Source organism: Euzebya sp., from assembly GCF_964222135.1.
In the GTDB taxonomy this organism is placed as follows: Bacteria; Actinomycetota; Nitriliruptoria; order Euzebyales; family Euzebyaceae; genus Euzebya.
Genome location: NZ_CAXQBR010000081.1, coordinates 1 through 18746 on the forward strand (window position 1 = coordinate 1; position 18746 = coordinate 18746).

Here is an 18746-nt window from a genome sequence, read left to right on the forward strand (position 1 = left end):
CGGTGGACCCGACGCGCAGGTCGCCGTCGTTGCAGAGCACGCCCACCGCGCGGGCGGCGGCACCCGGGGAGCCGGGGGCCGCCACGGCCTCGGCAGCCTCGACCTGGTCGAGGACCAACCGGCCGCCGGCGATGTCGAGGACCGTCGCGGTCATCCGGTTCTCGGTCAGCGTGCCGGTCTTGTCCGAGCAGATGACCGTCACCGACCCGAGGGTCTCGACGGCGGGGAGCTTCCGGATCAGCGCCTCGCGGCGCAGCATCCGCTGGGCACCGATCGCCAGGGTGAAGGTCACGACGGCGGGCAGCCCCTCGGGGATGACCGCGACCGCGACCGAGATGGCGGTCAGGACGAGGTCGGCGAGCTCCTCGCCGCCGGCCACGCCCATCGCGACGACCAGCAGCGCCACGACCAGGCCGATGCCCGCCAGTTGCGTGCCGACCGTGTCGAGCCGGGACTGCAGCGGGGTGGGCTCGGACTCGACGCCCTGCAGGAGGTCGGCGATGCGGCCGAGCTCGGTGGCCATCCCCGTCGCGACCACGACGCCGACGGCGCGGCCCGCGGTCACCTGGGTGCCGGAGTACGCCATCCCGCGCCGGTCGCCGAGGGGCACGTCGGCACCCTCCACCGGGGCGGTGGACTTCTCGACCGGCTCGGACTCACCGGTCAGGGCGGCTTCCTGGACCGCCAGGTCGACGGCCTCGACGAGGCGGACGTCGGCGGGCACGACGCTGCCCGCCTCGAGGGCGACCAGGTCGCCGCGGACCAGCTCGGTGGCGGCGATCTCGACCTGGCGGCCGTCCCGGACCGCGCGGACCGAGGGGACGGCCATGCGGCGGAGCGCGGCGATCGCCTGCTCGGCCCGGTGCTCCTGGACGAACCCGAGGATCGCGAACAGCACGACGATCGCGCCGATCGCCCCGGCCTCGAGGAACTTGCCGAGGGCGAGGGACAGGAGCGACGCGCCGATCAGGATCAGCACCATCACGGCGGTGACCTGCTCGTACAGGATCCGCCATGCGGGCTTCGACCCGCGGTCGGTGAGCTCGTTCGGCCCGTCGGCGGCGAGGCGCCGTGCGGCCTCGTCGGGGCCCAGGCCGTCGGTGGAGGTGCCGAGGCGGTCGAGGACGTCGTCGGTCGGGAGGGTGTGCCACGCCTCGGCGGGTGCGGGCGGGGCGTCGGTGGTCGGGGATGTGCTCACAGCGGTCGTGCTCCGTCGATCAGCGTTCGGTCGACGAAGGTCTTGCCACCCGGGATCCGGGCCGGCCCACCGGGTCCGGGATCGGACCGTGATGACGATGAGACCGCGGGAGCTACTCCCCTTCGATGGCGCCACGGTACACCTCGCCGGACGGTCTGTGACCTGTCCGGCTCCACGACCCGCGTCGACCCCGGAACGATGTGCGCACACGCCGAGGGGCCCGCTGGTGGAGCGGGCATCGACGGCCAGCAGGTCAAGCGGAGGGGAAGTCGGGGGGTGGTGGGCGGAGGCGGGTGTGGTGGGGGAGGGATCGGATGGTCCGCCCCGCGCGGGTCCAGGTCACCGTTCCCCCGTGCGGATCGATGCGGCCACCCCAGCCATGGCGGTGGATGACCCGGAGGTGCCAGCGGCTGGAGGTGGTGACCAGGTTCTCGGGGTGGTGGCCCTCCGCGGGGTCGAGGTGGTGGACGTGACCGAGGCCCGGCGGGGTGCGCCGGCCGGGTTCTCGTGCGCCGAGATCACGGGCGGCGATGGCGAGGCGGGTGTCGGCGGGGATGTCCTCGGCCTGGACCTTGGCGGTGACGCACAGCGGTCGAGCCCCGTCGAACAGCACCGCCTTGACGTCGGCATCCGCGGCGAGCGCCTCGACCGTCCGCGCGGTGAGGGTCGGGAGGTGGCCGGGGACGTCGAGGTCGATCAGCCCGGTGGTGGTCTGCTCGATCCGGTCCAGGGGCACGTGCACCACGACGAGGGGCTTGGCGGGGATCCGCCGTCCCGTGGCGGTGCGGCCGTCCAGGGCCTGGGCGCAGAGATCGACCAGTGCCCGACCGCGCCGTGTCGCCCGCGACCGGCGGCAGCCCGCCTCACCCTCGTCGTCGGTCGCCTGGGCGGCCGTGCGGTCGAGCCCGGCGGCGACGGTCGCCGCATCGAGGGTGGACAGCTCGCCGTACACCGTCGCGCGCCCGGCGTGGCGCAGTTGGAGGGCGAGGAACGTCGCGGCGTCTGCGGCGTCCTCCTCGCCCTCCTTCACCCGACGGTCCAGGAGGTCGTCGACGGCGTCCTGGACCGCCCAGCCGATCTGATCGGGGTCCATGGCGTCGATCAGGTCGATGCTCGCCGCGACCCGCTGATCGACGACCCCGCGGCCGTCGCGGCCGAGGCGCCGGACGCGGCCCACGATGTCGCGGACCTGTGACCACGACAGGCGGCCGTCGGCGAACAGCCGGCGGGTGCAGGGCATGGCCGCGAGCACCTCTCCGGCATCCAGCAGCATGCCGCGCTCCGCCGCGGTCCAGCCGAACTGGACCGCCAGCAGCAGGTCGATCGGCAAGCCCTCGAGCGGTTCGGTGACCCCGGCCCGGTCCGTGGCGGCGACGGCCTCGACCACGGCGACCTCCGCCGCGTGGCGGGCAGCCGCAGCCGTCGCCAACGCAGCCAGCAGGTCTGCCCCGTCGGTCAACGACGGCGCCGCCTCGCCTCGGTCATCCACATCGGGAGGCGATGGCTCTTGCTCCTCGGTCGTCTCCACATCGATCACCCCGCTGAAGTCGAACACCTGTACGACCGGATGATCGCACACCGGTGTGACACCGACCCCGGGGATCTCGTGGATCTGTGGACATCCCCCAGTGGCGGCAGCGCTCCTACGCCGAGCTGCCGACGGGCGACGGGCCGGTCCACGCGTGGACCGGCCCTCTCGCGATGGAACGGGCGAGCGGCAGGTCGACGAACCACCGCGGTCCCGATCCCTAGATGTTGTAGAACAACCCGGGAGGGCCTGTCGACACTTGCAGGCGCATGCTGAAACATCCGCTGACCTGCACGTATAGGTGTCACCGTAACTGCTCAGACTTGCAGTCGTCGGCTGCGGTCTGCGGACGTCATGTTCACCAGGCGTGTACCAGCGCATCGCAACTGCGGTCGCAAGAATCTCACGGGCCGGGACCCCGTTCGTGCATTCTGGCAATCGCCAGCAAGTGAGCGCCCCGGCCAGGCGGCAACCTCCCGGGGCCGGCCGGAACCCCTTGGAGGTCCCGACGATGAGCATGGTACGTGCACGCGGTGCCCCGCCGATCCGTCTCGATCGCACGGAGCGGCCTCTGTAGCGCACGCCGTGGCCATCCTGAGGGCCAGGAAGCCCACCAGGCTCCTCCCGTCGCGCAGGCGGGCGCTCGACGCGCCCCGCCGAGCGCACCTGTCACGTGCCCGGTCGTCGCGGCAACGACGTCCGGGTCCGCCTCTCGCCTTGGAGGAGCTGGCCATGCCCCGTTCGAAAGCCCACGACCAGGACCACGTAGATGGTCCGCCATCCCCACCACCGTCGTCCCGACCGCCAGCCGAGCCGCCCGCCCGTCCGTTCACGATGCGAGACCCGAGGCGGCCGGGTGCTCCTCCCGATCCCCTTGCGGGTGGCTGCGAGGTCTCGTCCGCGCTCTCCGCGACCACGTCCGCTGCCTCGCTCTCGACGACCCGCCGGCTGCGGTCCAGCGGCTGATCGCCCACGACGGCGTCCTGGTCGACGAGCAGCTGGGGGACCTCTCCCGCCTCGAGGTCGCCCGCGAGCTGGGCGTCGGTGTCGTCGCCGCGCACGACGAGCTGGGCGGCGACGTCGCGCTGCTGATCCCCTACCGGACTGCAGCGGGGTGGTGCTCATCTCACCGGCCCGCTGCAGCGAGCAGGGCGACGTCGTCGCGTCGTGGCATCACATCCTCGGCCGAGCGCTGCTCGACGGGCTCCACGACGTCCAGGCCATGCCGCAGGACGAGCAGCACGCCTATGGCGTCGCCGTCGAGCTCATGCTCACGAGGGACCCCGCGATGGCGCTCGACCACGTCCGGCTGATGGTCGACGACCTCGCGGCCGTGCTGCTCGCCATCGACCGCGGCGTCCTGCGATGGGCTGAGGTGCGCGACCAGCTCGACACGGCGGTCCAGGTCGCCCGCGCCCGTCTGGTAGGGACCTCAGCAGTGACGACCTCCCACACGCTGCTCCTGGCTGCTCAGGCCGCCGACCGGGCCGCAGACGCCCGCTACGCGAAGCTCGGGCGGAGCTTTGCCGGGCAGCTCCGCTCGCGGGCCGCCATCGAGCCGACCCACGCTGACGTCCTGGACGCCGGGGCCGCCGGCGTCGCCAGCCGGGAGGCCGACGACCTGTGGCGCCACGTGCGAAGCGCCATCCACACCGAGATCGCCGCCGCCGGAGGTAGCTGGTGATGGCCGCGGTGCAGCTCAGCCTGCTCGACGAGGAGCCACCCGACCCGTCGGGCGTCGACCGGTGGCCGCTCGAGCCGCTCCTGGTCGCCGACGGGATCGACCCCGACGGGGCGGCCTGGGCAGCGAAGGCGGCCCTCCGCTTCGGAGTCACCCGGCGCACCGTCCACCGGTGGCGCCACACCGGCCACTCCACCGCCGCTGCAGACACCGCCGCGATCCGCGCCGGGTTGCATCCGGCCATCGTCTGGTCCCACTGGACCTGACAGGGCGGTTTGTGCGCCTCCCGCCAGCTCGATGCGCGCAGCAGCGGGGGCAGCGTGGACTGATGCCACGGCCACCCGCGCCCCGCTATCGTCGCCGCCATGGGGAGTCTGGTGTACCGACAGCAGGGCGATGGGGTGCCTCTCTACGAGGGCGAGTTGGTACTCCGAACCGCCGGCCAGGATGTGAAAACGAATGGGCTCCTAGAGCTGCAACTGACCCACAAGGCGCAGGTGATCGCACACGTCCATGGTCCCGAAGTCGTGGCGCTGCACGATGTTGAGCGGAGCCACCAAGTGTCGATCCCGGGTGGTGCGTCACTCGAGCCGCCAGCGTCTGGTGAAGAAGATGCAGGCGTGCCTTTGGCGTTGGGACAGCCGATCACCGCCGGCGATCCAGCAGCCTGTACTCGGCTGGTGATCCACGTGGTTGGTCCGCTCAGAGTGGACCTGACAGGGGCGGTCGGGTTCAGGCTTCCTGGCTGGTCTCTGCGATTGGACCACGTGGTGGACGCGACGTTCAGCTACGTGGTGGAGGCCACGCCTGACGACGCGGTGACTGCAGAGGATGCAGACGAGTTGGTGAGCAGACTGGCAGCGCTGTTCTCGTTCGTCGCCTGCTGGGATGTGGGTGTGTACCCGTACTGCGGACTGGACGACTCGGGTCGCGTTTGCTGGATCGTGCTCGCACCGCCGCGCTTCCGACCTGGTTCAGCAGGGATCCGCTGGACGTCCGCGCCCGAAGCAGCCGATGCGCTCGTGGCTCTGGCCGAGGGCATGACGACGCTGGCCCAGGATGACGCTGCGGACCAGATCGTCCGTCGAGCTGTGGCCCTCTTGACCCCCGCGCACGGTACCGAGGTGGTTGAGGTTCGGGTACTCACGGCCTGTGCGGCGCTCGAGCTGCTCAGCTGGGCTGTGCTGCAGTGGGAGGGGTGGTTCACCGAACTCGGCGAACTCAACGACCTGTCGGCGGCCGCCCGACTCCGACTACTACTGCAGTGGGCCGGCATCGATCCGGTGCTCAACGCCAGCCTGCACGACCTCAGGGATTGGGCCACGGACGGTGCTGGCGGACCTGAGGCGATCGTGCAGGTGAGGAACCGCATCCTGCATCCGGCCCAGAAGGCGAAGTGGCTACGAGATCCGCAATGGCCTCCGGGCGCGGTCGTAGTGGACGCCTGGCATCTGGCGGTCGAGTACGCCGAGCTCGTCTTGCTTCGCCTCCTCGGGTTCAACGGCAAGTACGGGACCCGGCTGGGCCCTCGCCGCGCCGAACGGGACCTGAAGCCGGTCCCCTGGGCTCCGGAAGCGGCCGGCACGTGAGCTGGCCACACCGTCCGCCTCGCTGAGTCGGCATCATCATGGCGAAGAAGTGGCTGCGGTTGGCGTCCGTGGACGGCGCTGCGGTGGCCACGCTTCGTCAGCGGTGGGGTGGTGTCGGTGGTCTGGACGGGCTGGCAGAGCTGGCCGGGTTCGAGTGCCGGGTGATCGACGACCGACTTCATGTCAGGGAGGTCGACCGTCCCGTCCTATTCCGTGCCCGCCCGTTGCAGACGTCGACGGGTGAGCTGCGGTCGAAGGTCCGGGGGGTCATCGGTCCGGGCATCGGCCGGGTCGTCGACGTCGATGCCCTGCACGGTCGACTCGCGGACGGGGCAGTCGGGCCATCGACGAGCGCCACCAAGGTGCTGCAGCTCGAGGCGCTGATGAACGACGAGGGCGCCATCGTTCAGCGGATCATGGAGACGACGCCCAGCGCGCACCTGTTCGCGTTGCAGTCGACCGAGCGGGTCTGGCAGCGGCTCGCCTGGTGGAGGGCCGTCCGCGCCCTCGACGACGGGGTGTCAGCTGACGTGCTGCAGCCGCGTCTGACGTCGCAGGCGCTGTCCGGGATGTTGGAGCTGCAGCCGGCGGCGCTGATCTTGTTCCCGTTGCAGGCGCGGGCGTGGCCGTTCGCGACGTCGTTCATGCTGCGAGCTGGCCAGCAGGTGACCGCGGTCGGTGATGGTCCGTTCCGCCGGCCGGTGCTCGGCGGGGTGTGGCCGGTCGCGCACCTCAGCATCGGCGTGTTCGCAGGCGTCGTCGACGGGCTGTACCAGGACGCCCACAACGGACTGTTCGACCGCGGTGTGGACCTGGTGCGCGATCTCACCGGTCGGGCGGGTGACATGATTAACCACGTCACCGACCCGGCGTTGTGGGCGCGGGATGGTGTCCTGGACGTCGTCGAGCAGCAGCTGTTCTACGGGTCGGTGCTGCTGGCTGTCGACGCGCTGGCTGAGGCGAGCGCCGACTACAACGGCACCTCGTCGCTGTGGGCGTGTCTGCGCGCCCTGGACATCCTCCGGGGACTGTGGACGACGACGAAGCGGGGCACCCCCCGGCTGTCTGAGCTCCTGGCGGTGCCGCGGCTCCGCCAGCACGTGGTGGCGTCCATCGACGGGCCGCTCCACGGTTGGGCTGAGCGGATCGTCGCGATCTACCAACGTCAGCTGATCCGCTGCTACGGCCGGCACCACCAGCAGGGACCCCGCCGGCTCGAGCAGGTCCGTCACCTGCTCCACGGCGCGCGAGGGCCCAGCCAAGCCGAACGGCTCCACCGCGTCGAGGTGCTGAATCACCTGCAGGACCAGCAGTTCCCCACGTCGCTGCTCATGGACATCGCCGTCCTGTGGTGGACTGCCGCCCTCTACAACCCCAAGGGCATCCTCACACCCGGCGTAGCGCCCTGGTCGACCAATCGCCCGTGATGCGATTCCAGGGATCCAGTCGTCCCCATCCGGGGGGTCATCGAAGAGTGTTGACGAGCACGGTCTCCCGGTCGGCTCCGTAGAGCCCGGTGCGATCCGGGGTGGTGAACCCCCATGCCCGGTAGGTGATGTACAGCGCATCGGAGACAGGGCGGATCCACAGGTGGCCGCCGGGGGGGTGTCGGAGCGGCGACCTTTCGGACCAGAGCACGTGCCACGCCGGTGCCCTGGCGGGGCCTGGTGACACCCAGCTCGCGGATGACCACGCGGCCCGACGCGGAGGTCTCGACGACCGCGTAGCCGACGACGTCAGGGTCCGCGGCGACCAGCAGCTCGAAGTCTCGGTCGACGCCGTGCCAGAAGTCGGTGTTGCTGGCCGGGAGCAGGTCGTCGTGCAGGTGGACAGCCTCGTCGGGCGACCCTCCACGCACCTCCATGGCGCAGCTGACGCTACCCCTTCACGGTGGCCGCGTGGTGTGGCACGGTACGCGGCCGGCGGGTGTTGGGAGAGGGGTGGGAGTGTGGGCACGTTCATCACGTTGGTGATCCTCGGGCTGGTGGCCTTCTGGATCTATCGGGCGGCGGTGAAGCCCAAGCCGACGTCGTCCCAGCCGGGGCAGCCCCCGGCTCGGCAGCCGGCGGGTCGGCCTGCAGCGGCCCGCCGGGGTTCGTCGCCGCCGTTCGCGGTGGTGGACGTCGAGACGTCGTCGTTGTCGCCGCGGGACGGGCGGGTGATCGAGGTCGGCATCGTCCACGTCGACGGGTCGGGACGGGTGACGGATCGGTGGGAGACGCTGGTCAACCCGGGTGACCGAACGGTGGGGATGACGTCGATCCATGGGATCGAGGCGAACTGGTTGGCGGTCGCTCCGTCGTTCGAGGAGGTCGCCGGCGACATCGTTCAGCGGCTCCGCGGCCGGGTGCTGGTGGCCCACAACGCCCAGTTCGACTTCGACTTCCTCGAGGCCGAGTTCAAGCAGATCGGGGTGCCGCTCGGTGACCTGCAGGCGCTCTGCACCATGGACGTCGCCATGCGCCTGGGGCTGCCCGGCAAGTTGTCGTCCGCTGCGAGTCTGCTCGGGATCAGCTACCAGCGGCACTCCGCCGGCGACGACGCCCAGGTGGCCGCCACCATCCTCCGCCACGCCCTCTCAGCCGGGCTGACGGGCCACGAGGACGCCGTCGTCCCGGACCTTCGACTTCCGACCCACCTGACCCCGTCGGGCCGGACCGCGCATCGCAAGGAGTCCGCGGAGGCGACCACGCCACGGCCGTTCCTCACCGAGGCGATGCTGAAGGCCGAGGTGCCCGACGAGGGCCACGACGGCGACGAACGCACCTACCTGCAGCTGCTCGAGCAGGCCCTTGAGGACGGCGTCCTCGACCCCGACGAACGACGTCAGCTGACGGACGTGGCCAACGGGCTGGGGTTGTCCCACGAGCGGGCGTTGGACCTTCACCACGACCTGGTCCTCTCCATGCTCGACACCGCACTCGAGGACAACCGGATCTCCAAGGACGAACGCGCCGAGATCGAGCAGGCCGCCACCTGGCTCGACGTCGACCTGTCCGCCTGGGACGACATGGTGAAGGCAGCCCGCGTCCGCGCCCGACAGGCCCGCGCCGCCTTCAAGGAGGAGATGAACGGCAAGGTCGTCACCTTCACCGGCCGGGGCGTCCACCCCCAGCAGATCCGCAAGGCCCTCGCCACCGACTTCGGGATGGTGTTCAAGACCCGCGTCACCGCCGACACCGAACTCCTCGTGCTCGGCTCCGACGGCGTCGAGAACCAACAGACCGCCGCCGCCACCGAACGAGGACTGCCGGTCATGATGGAAGCCGCCCTGTGGGCTCGGTTGGGTGTCAAGTAGTGCCTTCTCGGCAGGGCACACATGGCTGATCCGGTCGTCGACACATGATGGAGGTGGTGGCGGGCAGCCTCGATGTGGGAGTGACCGTCGTCGACGTGTGGCGTGGCGTGGTCGCAGCGGACTGGCCGTCGATCGCTGCGGTCGTCTCGATGGTGATCGCGGCCATCAGCAGCATCGTGGCCATCCGTGCTCGTCGGGACGCCAAGAGGTCAGCGGACGCCGCGGAGCGGCTCGTCACCGTCGAGCAGGATCGTGACCGTGTCGCCGGGCGCCCGCGCCTGTCCGTCGACCCGGTTCATGCGCCGGACGACCGAGTGTTCGTGTGGCTCGTCAACGAGGGCGACCGGACCATCGACCACATCACGTTGCGGCCCACGAGCGCATCGCCGGCGCTCCGCTTCGAGGGCGACAACGAGACCGTCGAGGTTGAGCGCCTGGAGGCCAACGGCAGGTCACGGGTCTACTTCCACCGGCCCCGCCACGTGGCCAAGTACAAGCCCGTGAGGCTCATCGCGCACTGCCAGCTGGCCGACGACGAGTGGGACCAGCCCATCGTGTTCAACCCGCCGAAGAAGGGCCCGCTGATCGACTTCGGCGACCCCACCAGGTGAACGGTCAGACGTCCCCGTCCTCGTCGGCGCCGGCGCGCATGTCACGAAGCATCCTGAAGACGTCGATGCCCGCGACGAGGGCGGCCTTGCGCAGCACGCCTGCCATCCAGAGCATCGCCTCGAGCGCGAGCCCCGCGGGGTCGTCGGCTCCGCGGAGGGTGTCGCGTGCGGCCGCGCTGCCTTCGGTGAGCAGCTCTTCGACCAGGTCAAGCCCGGCCCAGCGTTGACCCGTGTCGGCCACGGGGTCCCAGTGGCGTTCCCGTGCCCGGACCGCCCAACTGAGCAGCTGGCGGCCGATCAACTCGGCTCCGTCGGCAGAGAGCGCGTAGGGGCGTTCCTCCGCTGCAGTGATGACCTGCATGACGACGGCCGGTTGGGGGGTGTCGTCGGTCTTGGCCTCACCGAACCGCACCGAGCTGATCGGGATCAGCTGGTCCAGCGCCGCGAGCTCGGCCTCCACCTCTGCTCAACGTTGGTGTAGCCGAATACGTCGGTCATCCCATGACCTCGTCGAGGACCTGCTGGCGGCGGACCTCGTCGGCGAACTCGCGGCCGAGGTTGCGCACGAACCGGCGTGCGTCGGTCTGGTCGGGCAGGTCCGAGCCGTTGAAGGTAGCGGTCAGGTTGATGATCATGTCACCGCTGCGCCGGCCGTTGCTGATGTCCGGGCGGACCTGGACCTGTGCGGGTGGTGGCGCGGCCGTCGCCTCGTTGGTCTGGCGGTGGTTGAGGATCCACCCGGACGCACCCGGGACGAACAGCTCGGGGCCGAGTTCCCCGACCTTGTACGGCAGCCCCGCTACGTCCGGGTGATGCTCGCCAACCTGTCGTCGATCCTGGCCGCGGCGGTCGAGGACGGGCTGATCGCGACGAACCCGTGCGCGTCGAGCTCGGTGCGGTCGCCGGCGGTGACCCGAGATCGGATCGTGCCGTGGACCGGGCTGCAGGTCGCCGCGGTGATCGACGCGCACCCGGACCGGTACCACGCCGTGCCTGTCGTGGCGGCCGGCTGCGGGCTCCGTCAGGGCGAGGTGTTCGGGCTACGCGTCGAGGACGTCGACTTCCTCGGCCGCACCCTGCACGTGCGCCAGCAGGTCAAGATCGTCCGGTCGCGGCTCGTGATCGCGCCGCCGAAGGGCCGGAAGGTCCGCGAGGTCCCCCTGCCCGACGTCGTTGGCAAGGCCCTGGCCGAGCAGATCCGCCGGTTCCCGCCGGGAGAGGATGGGCTGATCTTCACCACGCGGGAGCGCAAGCCGATAAACCGCAACTACTTCAACCCGAAGGTGTGGAAGCCGGCGCTGGTCGCCGCGGGGATCGAGCCGACGCGGGCGAACGGGATGCACGCGCTGCGGCACTACTACGCGTCGGTGCTGCTCGACGCCGGCGAGTCGATCCGGGCGCTGGCCGAGCACCTGGGCCACGCCGACCCGGGGTTCACGCTGCGGACCTACACGCACCTGATGCCATCGAGTGAGGACCGGACACGCCGTGCCGTCGACGACGCGTTCCGGTCCTCGCGTGCACCAGATGTGCACCAGGGGTCCCGGTGAGCCGCATCTGCGCTGGTCAGCGGGGCGGGTACCTCAGATGTCGTAGTACAGCTCGAACTCGTGGGGGTGGGGGCGCAGGCGGAGGGCGGTGACCTCGGACTCCATCTTGTACGCGATGTGGGTCTCGATGAGGTCCTCGGTGAACACCCCGCCCTCGAGCAGGAACTCGTGGTCGTCCTCGAGGGCCGCGAGGGCCTCCTCCAGGCTGGCCGGCACGGCGGGGAGCTCGGCGAGCGCCTCCGGGCCGAGCTCGTAGATGTCCTTGTCGACCGGGTCGGGCGGCTCGATCTTGTTCTTCACGCCGTCCAGACCGGCCATGAGCATCGCGCTGAACGCCAGGTACGGGTTGCAGGACGGGTCCGGCACGCGGAACTCAACTCGCTTGGCCTTGGGGCTCTTCGAGATCAGCGGGATCCGGCAGGCCGCGGAGCGGTTGCGCTGGCTGTAGACCAGGTTGACCGGCGCCTCGAAGCCCGGGACCAGGCGCTTGAAGCTGTTCGTCGTCGGGTTCGAGAACGCGATGAGCGCCGGGGCGTGCTGCAGGACGCCGCCGATGTAGTGGCGGGCCAGCTCGCTCAGCCCGGCGTAGCCGGTCTCGTCGTAGAACAGCGGCTCGCCGTCCTTCCACAGCGACATGTGGGTGTGCATGCCCGAGCCGTTCTCGAAGAAGATCGGCTTCGGCATGAACGTCGCGGTCTTGCCGTTGCGCAGGGCCACGTTCTTCACGATGTACTTGAAGAGCATGACCTGGTCGGCGCAGGCGGCCATCGAGTTGAAGCGGAAGTCGATCTCCGCCTGGCCGGCGGTGCCGACCTCGTGGTGCTGCAGCTCGACCTCGATGCCGGCCCGCTCGAGCTCGACGACCATCTCGCTGCGCAGGTCCGTCATGTGGTCCATCGGCGGCAGCGGGAAGTAGCCCTGCTTGTTGCGGATCTTGTGACCGAGGTTCGGCCCCTCGTCCTTCGCGGTGTTCCAGTACGCCTCGACGGAGTCGATCGCGTACATCGAGCCCTTGGGCTCGGAGATGAACCGGATGTCGTCGAAGACGAAGAACTCCGCCTCCGGCCCGAAGTACGCGGTGTCCGCGATCCCCGTCGACTGCAGGTACGACTCGGCCTTCTGCGCGACGTAGCGGGGGTCGCGGCTGTAGGACTCGCCGGTCAGCGGGTCCCGGACGAAGCAGTTGAGGATGAGGGTCGGGTGCTGGCGGAACGGGTCCACGACGGCGGTGCTCGCGTCGGGGACCAGGAGCATGTCGGACTCCTGGATGTTCTGGAACCCGCGGACCGACGAGCCGTCGAAGCCGAGGCCGTCGTCGAACACCTCCGCTGTCAGCTGGTGGGCGGGCAGCGTGTAGTGCTGCATCAACCCCGGCAGGTCGATGAAGCGGAAGTCGACGAACTGGATGCCTTCGTCCTCGATCTTGCCGAGGACGTCGTCAGGGGAGGCCAACGCAGAACTCCTTGTCGCGGTCGGAGTTCCGGAACCTAGCCCACGGAGGCCCCTCCGGGGAACCGGAGGGGCCAGCCGTTACACGCCGGAAACAGGGGGGAGGGGCGGGTCAGCGCCGGTACTCGCGCTCGACCACGCGCTCGGCGGGCGGGGCGGTGTGGTGGACCTCCTCGACGACGTGGGTCCGCCGGCGGTTGCTCATCGCGAACATCAGCCCGATCAGGCCGCCGATCAGGCCGGCACCCATGAGGATGTAGCCGATCGTGTCGATGTCCAGGCCGGCGACCTCGGCGTCGACGCCGTAGGTCAGGATCGCGCCGATGACGAACAGGACGATTGCGCTTCCGATGGCCATCTCGGTGACCTCCTCAGTTCGGGGGTGCTGCCGGTGCAGCTCCGGGTCACCGTTCCCCCTCCTACGCTGCGTGAACCTGTCCGGTCGCCCGGTGACGGTCCTCAGCTGCCGGGCTCGCCGTCCTCGGCGTCGTCCTGCGGCACGTCCTCGTCCGGCCCCTCCTGGACCCTCGGTCCCGATCCCATCGGTTCCGCGGTCCCCGCGCCGATGGCGGCGTCCGGGATCCCGGCGGCCGCCGGCACGCCCTCGTCGCGCAGCCAGACGGTGCGCTGGGGGAAGGGGATCTCGATGCCCTCGGCGTCGAAGGCGTACTTGATGCGTCGGCGGAACTCCCGGTTGACCTTCCACTGCGAGGCCGGCCGTGTCTTCATGACGAGGCGCAGGACGACCTCGTTGGCGCCGAACTGCTGGACGCCCCACAGCTCGGGCGGCTCGAGGATCTCCTCGGCCCACTCCGCCTCCTCGGCCATGCCGTTCGCCACCCGGGTGATGACCTCGCCGGCGAAGTCGAGGTCGGTGTCGTAGGCGACCGCGATGTCGAGGAGCGAGCGCGACCAGAGCTGGGACAGGTTGCCGACCCGGGTGATCTCGCCGTTCGGGACGTGCCAGACCGTGCCCTCCACGTCGCGGAGGCGTGTCACGCGCAGGGTCACGGCCTCGACGACCCCCGTGGCCTCGCCGACGTCCACGATGTCACCGACCCCGTACTGGTCCTCGAGGATCATGAACGTCCCGGACAGGAAGTCGCGCACCAGGGACTGGGCGCCGAAGCCGAGCGCCACGCCGACGATCCCCGCACCGGCCAGCAGCGGGCCGATGTTGAGCCCGACCTGGGACAGGGCGATGAAGACCGCGAGCAGCCAGATGACGAACACCGCGACGCTCGACACCACCGAGGCGATGGTCTCGGCGCGCTGCACCCGACGGGCGTCGATGGCCGCCTGCTGCTCGGGGGTCAGCCCGGACTGCGCGCCCGGTGCGCGCCGCGTGATCGCGCGGAGGGCGTCGTGGCTCTCGGACGCGGTGCGGGTGACGACCCGTGTGATGACCCGCCGCGCGAGGCGGCTCAGGATCGCGGCGGCCAGGAAGATCAGCAGGACCGCGACCAGCTTGGGGAGCCACTCGCCGAGGAGGGATGCGAGCGCGCCGTTGTCGGTCTGGTCGAGCACCCAGTTGCAGATCGCACCGTCGTTGGGGCATGGGTTCTGCGCGGTCGGCAGGGCCTCGCGGGCGCCCTCGAGCACCTCGCCGAGCCCCTCGGAGGGCGATTCGGACTGCGCGAGGACGAGTGAGGTGGGGGAAGGGGGGTTCATCGCATCCGACTCTTGCACGTGACCCCGAGCCGGTGCCGGACCCCCCTGACCGGGCGGACGAGCCCCGGTCTGGGTTCGAGGGCGCTAGGCGGTCGGCCGGTGCCAGGCGCCGGCGTTGATCGCCTGGTCGCCGGCCATGTAGGACGAGCGGACCAGCGGCCCGGCCTCGACGTGGTCGAAGCCGAGCTGCTCGCCGTAGGCCCGGTAGCGGTCGTACTCGTCGGGCGTGGCGTAGCGCTGCAGCGCGAGGTGGTTGTGGGTCGGCTGCAGGTACTGGCCGATCGTCAGGATCTGGCAGCCGGCCTGGGCGAGGTCGTCCATGGCCTCGTAGACCTCGGCCTCGGTCTCGCCCATGCCGAGGATGAGGTTGGACTTCCGCGCGATGTGCGGCGCCCGGTCGCGGGTGCGGCTGAGCACCTCGAGCGAGCGGTCGTAGCGGAAGGCCGGACGGGTGTGGCGGAACACGCGGCGGACCGTCTCGAGGTTGTGGGCCAGGACCTCGGGCTCGGCGGACAGCACCTCGTCCAGGGCGTCGGAGTCGCCGGAGAAGTCCGGGATCAGCAGCTCGACCCCGCACCCGGGGACCTGCTGGTGGATCTGGCGGGCGGTCTCGGCGTACAGCCAGGCCCCGCCGTCGGGGAGGTCGTCGCGCGCCACCCCGGTGACCACGGCGAAGTGCAGGCCCATCTCGGCGACGGTCTCGGCGACCCGCCGGGGCTCGTCGGTGTCGTAGGCCTTCGGCTTGCCGGTGGCGATCTGGCAGAACCCGCACCGGCGGGTGCAGTCCTCGCCGCCGATGAGGAACGACGCCTCCCGCTGCTCCCAGCACTGGTGGATGTTGGGGCAGGCCGCCTCCTCGCAGACGGTGTGCAGCGACGCGCCGCGCATCGTCTTCTTCAGCTCGCGGTAGTTCGGCCCGGCGAGCGGGATGTGGCGCTTCATCCACTCCGGCTTGCGCTGGGCGACGGTGGGGGCGCCGACCACGGTCAGGCGGCGAGCGCCCTCCGGGATCGTGCTGGCCGCGGACGGGGAGGTGTCGATGGTGCTCACAGCTCCGCCGAGTCTAGGCGTCGGTGCAGCGCCCACGCGCCGGGCCGCACGTCGGTCCGTGGGTCCGGGGATCCGTCGACCAAACGTCGGTGCCGTCGGGCGCGCTGCTGCACGTCGTGGGGTGCCGTGGAGGGTGCATCTCCCCCCTGAGCGGCCCCGTGGAGCGTGTCTGCACGCCGTCGGGTGCCATGGGAGGGTTGCGTCCGCACGCAGTCCGGTCCCGTCGAGGTGCATCTGCACGGTGTCCCGCTCGGGAGGCCCCTCACCCGCACGTCGTCCGGTACTGTGCTGGCGAACGTGCAGTCGGCGGGACGCGTCCACCGGAGAGCGTGCAGTTGGCACCGCGAGTCCCCGGAGAACGTGCGGTTGGTGTGCCTGGGCGACCGGAGACGTGTAGCTCGCCCACGTCCCGGCCACCTGACGACGGGTTGGAACGTGCGGCGGTCGGACCACCACGACCGGCGGCCCGCGGACCTGTGGACAACCGTTCGACGAGGGCCGGGGTCGGGCGTAGCGTCACGCCCACATCCGACTCTCCGCACGGGGGTGCACGCCATGAGGGCTCTGCTCTGGTTCGTCCCGATCGCCCTGCTCGTCCTGCTGGGCCTGACCGTCTACTTCGCACCGACGATCGTCGTGCTGACCCGCCGCCGGCCGAACCCGATGCCGGTCGTGGTGGTGAACGCGTTCCTCGGCTGGACCCTGCTCGGCTGGGTGGGCGCGCTGGCGATGGCTTTCCACACGCCCGCCGTGCCCACGAGCCCTACGCCCACCGCCCCTACCCCCACAGGCCCAGGTCCGACGGGCGTGCCGGCTGGGGGGTCCGCCCGAGGGATCGGGCCAGGGCTGAGCCCAGGCGGGTCCTGACGTCCTCGACGTCGACGTCGACGCCTTGGGCGGCCAGCGACGTCACCCCGCCGTCGGTGATGCCGCACGGCACGATCCCGTCGAAGTCCGCCATCACGGGGTCGACGTTCAGCGCGATCCCGTGCTTGGACACCCCCCGGGTGATCCGCACGCCGATGGCGGCGATCTTGTCCGGTGGCCCGTCGGCGCGCGCCACCCACACGCCGGGGTACCCCGCCCGGCGGTCCGCGCCAACCCCGTAGCTCCCGAGCACGTCGATCAGCGCCTGCTCGAGGGCGGTCACGTACGCCTTCGCCGCGCCGCGCTGGGCGAGCCGGAGGATCGGGTACGCCACGACCTGACCGGGGCCGTGGTAGGTCAGGTCGCCGCCGCGGTCGATGCGCACGACCGGGATGTCGGGACGGCGGCCGGTCAGGTTGGCCTCGACGTCGGCGTGGCGGCCGGCGGTGTAGGTCGGCGGGTGGGTCAGCAGCAGCAGCACGTCGTCGATCGCGTCCTCCTGGCGGGCGGCCACCAGCCGCTCCTGCCAGCCGAGCGCGACGTCGTAGGGGACCTCGCCGGCCCAGACGACGTACATGGGCGGGGACGCGGCGGGCTCCATCACCACCCACTCTGCCCGGCTGGTGGCCCCTCCGCGCCCCGGCCGAGGACCCCCTGGCAGGATGGGCGGCCGCCATGCGCACCATCACCCCCCGCACCCCGCCCGGCACCATGGAGCTGCTGCCGCGCCGCCAGATCGCCTTCCAGCGGATGGTCGACGTGATCCGGTCCGCCTACGAGCGGTTCGGCTTCCTGCCGATCGAGACGCCCGTCTTCGAGGTGGCCGACGTGCTGCTGTCGAAGTCCGGCGGGGACACCGAGAAGCAGGTCTACTTCGTCCAGTCCACGGGATCCCTCGAGCAGGGCCAGGACCCCGACCTGGCCCTCCGCTTCGACCTGACCGTGCCGACCGCCCGCTACGTCGCCGAGCACGAGCACGACCTGGCCTTCCCGTTCCGGCGCTACCAGATCCAGCGGGTCTACCGGGGCGAGCGGGCGCAGCGCGGCCGGTACCGCGAGTTCCTCCAGTGCGACATCGACGTGATCGGCCGCGACAGCCTGTCCGTCGAGCACGACGCGGAGATCCCGGCGCTGATCCACGCCGTCTTCTCCGACCTGCAGGTCGGCGACTTCGCGATCCACGTCAACAACCGGAAGGTGCTCCGCGGCCTCTTCGCCAGCCTCGGGGTGGATGGGACCGAGCGCCAGACGGCGGTGCTGCGCACCGTCGACCGGCTCGACCGGCTGTCCCCCGACCAGGTCGCCGCCCAGCTGACCGCGGAGGGCATCGGCCTCGACGCCGCCACCGCCGACGCGGTCCTCGACTTCGCCGGCTTCCGCGGCGGCGCGGCGGAGACCCTCGCCCACCTCGACGGCCTCGGCATCGATGACCCGACCTTCGCCGAGGGCGTGGCGGAGCTGCGCACGGTCGCCGACGGCCTGGCCGCCTACGGCATCGACGAGTCGGACTGGCGCATCGACCTGTCGATCGCGCGCGGCCTGGACTACTACACCGGCACGGTCTACGAGACGTTCCTGACCGACCACCGCGACATCGGGTCGGTCTGCTCCGGTGGCCGCTACGACGACCTCGCGAGCCTGTACACCAGGTCGCGGCTGCCAGGCGTGGGGATCTCGATCGGGCTGACCCGGCTGTTCTACGCCCTCGAGCAGGCGGGCATCGTGGTCGACGGCCCCTCCACCGTGGAGGTCCTGGTCACCCGGATGGACCCGACCCTCCACGCGGAGTACCTCGCCATCGGGCGGGCGCTGCGGGACGCCGGCATCAACACCGAGGTGCACCTCGCCGACGCGAAGCTCGGCAAGCAGCTGGCCTACGCCGACCGGATCGGCGCTGCCACGGCGGTGATCATGGGCGCGCGCGAGCACGCCGACGGCGTCGTCACCGTCAAGGACATGGCCAGCGGCGAGCAGACCCAGGTCCCCCGCGACGGCCTCGTCGCCGCGCTCACGGGCACCCGCGCCGGCTGATCCTCAGCCGGCGACGACCCGGTCCCGTCCCCGCGCCTTCGCCTCGTACAGGCGGTGGTCGGCCTCCCGCAGCAGCTCCGACCTCGGCACGTCGGCGACGTCGCGGGCCGACACCCCCACGCTGATCGTCACCGTCAGCGGGCCGGCCGACGTGTCCACCTGCTGCTCGCCGACGGCGCCGCGGAGCCGCTCGGCCACGGCGATCGCCGTCGGCTCGTCCGTG

Annotated in this window: 19 protein-coding genes; 9 read left to right on the forward strand and 10 right to left on the reverse strand. The window is 71.1% G+C overall.

Annotation, left to right across the window (positions count from 1 at the left end; all coding sequences use genetic code 11):
- Together ACEQ2X_RS17845 and ACEQ2X_RS17850 are read right to left on the reverse strand one after the other, a co-directional pair.
- Positions 1–1198, reverse strand: a 1198-nt coding sequence (locus ACEQ2X_RS17845) for a cation-translocating P-type ATPase (protein WP_370327199.1), incomplete at its 3' end; no start/stop codon positions are given.
- Between the two features lie 253 nt (positions 1199–1451).
- A complete protein-coding gene (locus tag ACEQ2X_RS17850; protein ID WP_370327201.1) occupies positions 1452–2687 on the reverse strand; it encodes a hypothetical protein in 1236 nt (411 codons plus the stop codon).
- A 1156-nt stretch (positions 2688–3843) separates the two neighbouring features.
- On the opposite strand from ACEQ2X_RS17850, the gene ACEQ2X_RS17855 reads away from it, so the two are divergent.
- From ACEQ2X_RS17855 to ACEQ2X_RS17880, 6 genes are all read left to right on the forward strand, one after another.
- Positions 3844–4410, forward strand: a complete 567-nt coding sequence (locus ACEQ2X_RS17855; protein WP_370327203.1) for a hypothetical protein — start codon at positions 3844–3846, stop codon at positions 4408–4410.
- A complete protein-coding gene (locus ACEQ2X_RS17860; RefSeq protein ID WP_370327204.1) occupies positions 4410–4673 on the forward strand; it encodes a hypothetical protein in 264 nt (87 codons plus the stop codon). The genes ACEQ2X_RS17855 and ACEQ2X_RS17860 overlap by 1 nt, the downstream gene beginning before the upstream one ends.
- Positions 4674–4772: 99 nt before the next feature.
- The gene (locus tag ACEQ2X_RS17865; protein ID WP_370327205.1) at positions 4773–5996 is read left to right on the forward strand and encodes a hypothetical protein; all 1224 of its coding nucleotides are present in this window, start codon (positions 4773–4775) and stop codon (positions 5994–5996) included.
- A 38-nt stretch (positions 5997–6034) separates the two neighbouring features.
- Positions 6035–7423, forward strand: a complete 1389-nt coding sequence (locus ACEQ2X_RS17870) for a hypothetical protein (RefSeq protein ID WP_370327207.1) — start codon at positions 6035–6037, stop codon at positions 7421–7423.
- A 521-nt stretch (positions 7424–7944) separates the two neighbouring features.
- Positions 7945–9294, forward strand: a complete 1350-nt coding sequence (locus tag ACEQ2X_RS17875) for an exonuclease domain-containing protein (RefSeq protein WP_370327208.1) — start codon at positions 7945–7947, stop codon at positions 9292–9294.
- A 56-nt stretch (positions 9295–9350) separates the two neighbouring features.
- Entirely contained in the window at positions 9351–9905 is a 555-nt protein-coding gene (locus ACEQ2X_RS17880; RefSeq protein WP_372530574.1) for a hypothetical protein, read from the forward strand.
- 4 nt (positions 9906–9909) lie between these two features.
- Here the strand turns inward: ACEQ2X_RS17880 and ACEQ2X_RS17885 are convergent, their stop codons facing one another.
- Together ACEQ2X_RS17885 and ACEQ2X_RS17890 are read right to left on the reverse strand one after the other, a co-directional pair.
- The gene (locus ACEQ2X_RS17885; RefSeq protein WP_370327210.1) at positions 9910–10365 is read right to left on the reverse strand and encodes a hypothetical protein; all 456 of its coding nucleotides are present in this window, start codon (positions 10363–10365) and stop codon (positions 9910–9912) included.
- Positions 10366–10399: 34 nt separating this feature from the next.
- A complete protein-coding gene (locus ACEQ2X_RS17890) occupies positions 10400–10540 on the reverse strand; it encodes a hypothetical protein (RefSeq protein ID WP_370327211.1) in 141 nt (46 codons plus the stop codon).
- 87 nt (positions 10541–10627) lie between these two features.
- On the opposite strand from ACEQ2X_RS17890, the gene ACEQ2X_RS17895 reads away from it, so the two are divergent.
- Positions 10628–11455: a tyrosine-type recombinase/integrase gene (locus ACEQ2X_RS17895; RefSeq protein ID WP_370327212.1), complete on the forward strand. Its 828-nt coding sequence runs from the start codon at positions 10628–10630 to the stop codon at positions 11453–11455.
- A 33-nt stretch (positions 11456–11488) separates the two neighbouring features.
- On the opposite strand, the gene glnA is transcribed toward ACEQ2X_RS17895, so the two are convergent.
- The 4 genes from glnA to lipA form a co-directional block, all read right to left on the reverse strand.
- Entirely contained in the window at positions 11489–12907 is a 1419-nt protein-coding gene (gene glnA / locus ACEQ2X_RS17900; RefSeq protein WP_370327213.1) for a type I glutamate--ammonia ligase, read from the reverse strand.
- Between the two features lie 109 nt (positions 12908–13016).
- Positions 13017–13262 carry a DUF6458 family protein gene (locus ACEQ2X_RS17905; protein WP_370327214.1) on the reverse strand — a complete coding sequence of 82 codons (246 nt, stop codon included), beginning with the start codon at positions 13260–13262 and terminating at the stop codon, positions 13017–13019.
- Between the two features lie 101 nt (positions 13263–13363).
- The gene (locus ACEQ2X_RS17910) at positions 13364–14575 is read right to left on the reverse strand and encodes a mechanosensitive ion channel family protein (protein ID WP_370327215.1); all 1212 of its coding nucleotides are present in this window, start codon (positions 14573–14575) and stop codon (positions 13364–13366) included.
- A gap of 84 nt (positions 14576–14659) precedes the next feature.
- A complete protein-coding gene (lipA, locus tag ACEQ2X_RS17915) occupies positions 14660–15616 on the reverse strand; it encodes a lipoyl synthase (RefSeq protein ID WP_370327220.1) in 957 nt (318 codons plus the stop codon).
- A 564-nt stretch (positions 15617–16180) separates the two neighbouring features.
- Between lipA and ACEQ2X_RS17920 the strand changes: the two genes are divergently transcribed.
- Positions 16181–16492 (forward strand): superinfection immunity protein, encoded by a 312-nt coding sequence (locus ACEQ2X_RS17920; RefSeq protein WP_370327216.1) that lies wholly within the window; start codon positions 16181–16183, stop codon positions 16490–16492.
- Here ACEQ2X_RS17920 and lipB read toward each other — a convergent pair.
- Positions 16404–17093, reverse strand: coding sequence for a lipoyl(octanoyl) transferase LipB (lipB, locus tag ACEQ2X_RS17925; RefSeq protein ID WP_370327217.1), 690 nt, complete (start codon positions 17091–17093; stop codon positions 16404–16406). The genes ACEQ2X_RS17920 and lipB overlap by 89 nt on opposite strands.
- A gap of 74 nt (positions 17094–17167) precedes the next feature.
- Between lipB and hisS the strand changes: the two genes are divergently transcribed.
- Positions 17168–18523 (forward strand): histidine--tRNA ligase, encoded by a 1356-nt coding sequence (hisS, locus tag ACEQ2X_RS17930; RefSeq protein ID WP_370327218.1) that lies wholly within the window; start codon positions 17168–17170, stop codon positions 18521–18523.
- Between the two features lie 3 nt (positions 18524–18526).
- On the opposite strand, the gene ACEQ2X_RS17935 is transcribed toward hisS, so the two are convergent.
- Positions 18527–18746, reverse strand: a 220-nt coding sequence (locus ACEQ2X_RS17935) for a diguanylate cyclase (RefSeq protein WP_370327219.1), incomplete at its 5' end; no start/stop codon positions are given.

Coding starts and splice junctions, on each gene's coding strand:
- ACEQ2X_RS17905 (WP_370327214.1), bottom strand. CDS start 13,262: ATGGCCATCGGAAGCGCAATCGTCCTGTTCGTCATCGGCGCGATCCTG.
- ACEQ2X_RS17860 (WP_370327204.1), top strand. CDS start 4,410: ATGGCCGCGGTGCAGCTCAGCCTGCTCGACGAGGAGCCACCCGACCCG.
- ACEQ2X_RS17870 (WP_370327207.1), top strand. CDS start 6,035: ATGGCGAAGAAGTGGCTGCGGTTGGCGTCCGTGGACGGCGCTGCGGTG.
- ACEQ2X_RS17890 (WP_370327211.1), bottom strand. CDS start 10,540: ATGATCATCAACCTGACCGCTACCTTCAACGGCTCGGACCTGCCCGAC.
- hisS (WP_370327218.1), top strand. CDS start 17,168: ATGCGCACCATCACCCCCCGCACCCCGCCCGGCACCATGGAGCTGCTG.
- ACEQ2X_RS17865 (WP_370327205.1), top strand. CDS start 4,773: ATGGGGAGTCTGGTGTACCGACAGCAGGGCGATGGGGTGCCTCTCTAC.
- lipB (WP_370327217.1), bottom strand. CDS start 17,093: ATGGAGCCCGCCGCGTCCCCGCCCATGTACGTCGTCTGGGCCGGCGAG.
- ACEQ2X_RS17920 (WP_370327216.1), top strand. CDS start 16,181: ATGAGGGCTCTGCTCTGGTTCGTCCCGATCGCCCTGCTCGTCCTGCTG.
- ACEQ2X_RS17910 (WP_370327215.1), bottom strand. CDS start 14,575: ATGAACCCCCCTTCCCCCACCTCACTCGTCCTCGCGCAGTCCGAATCG.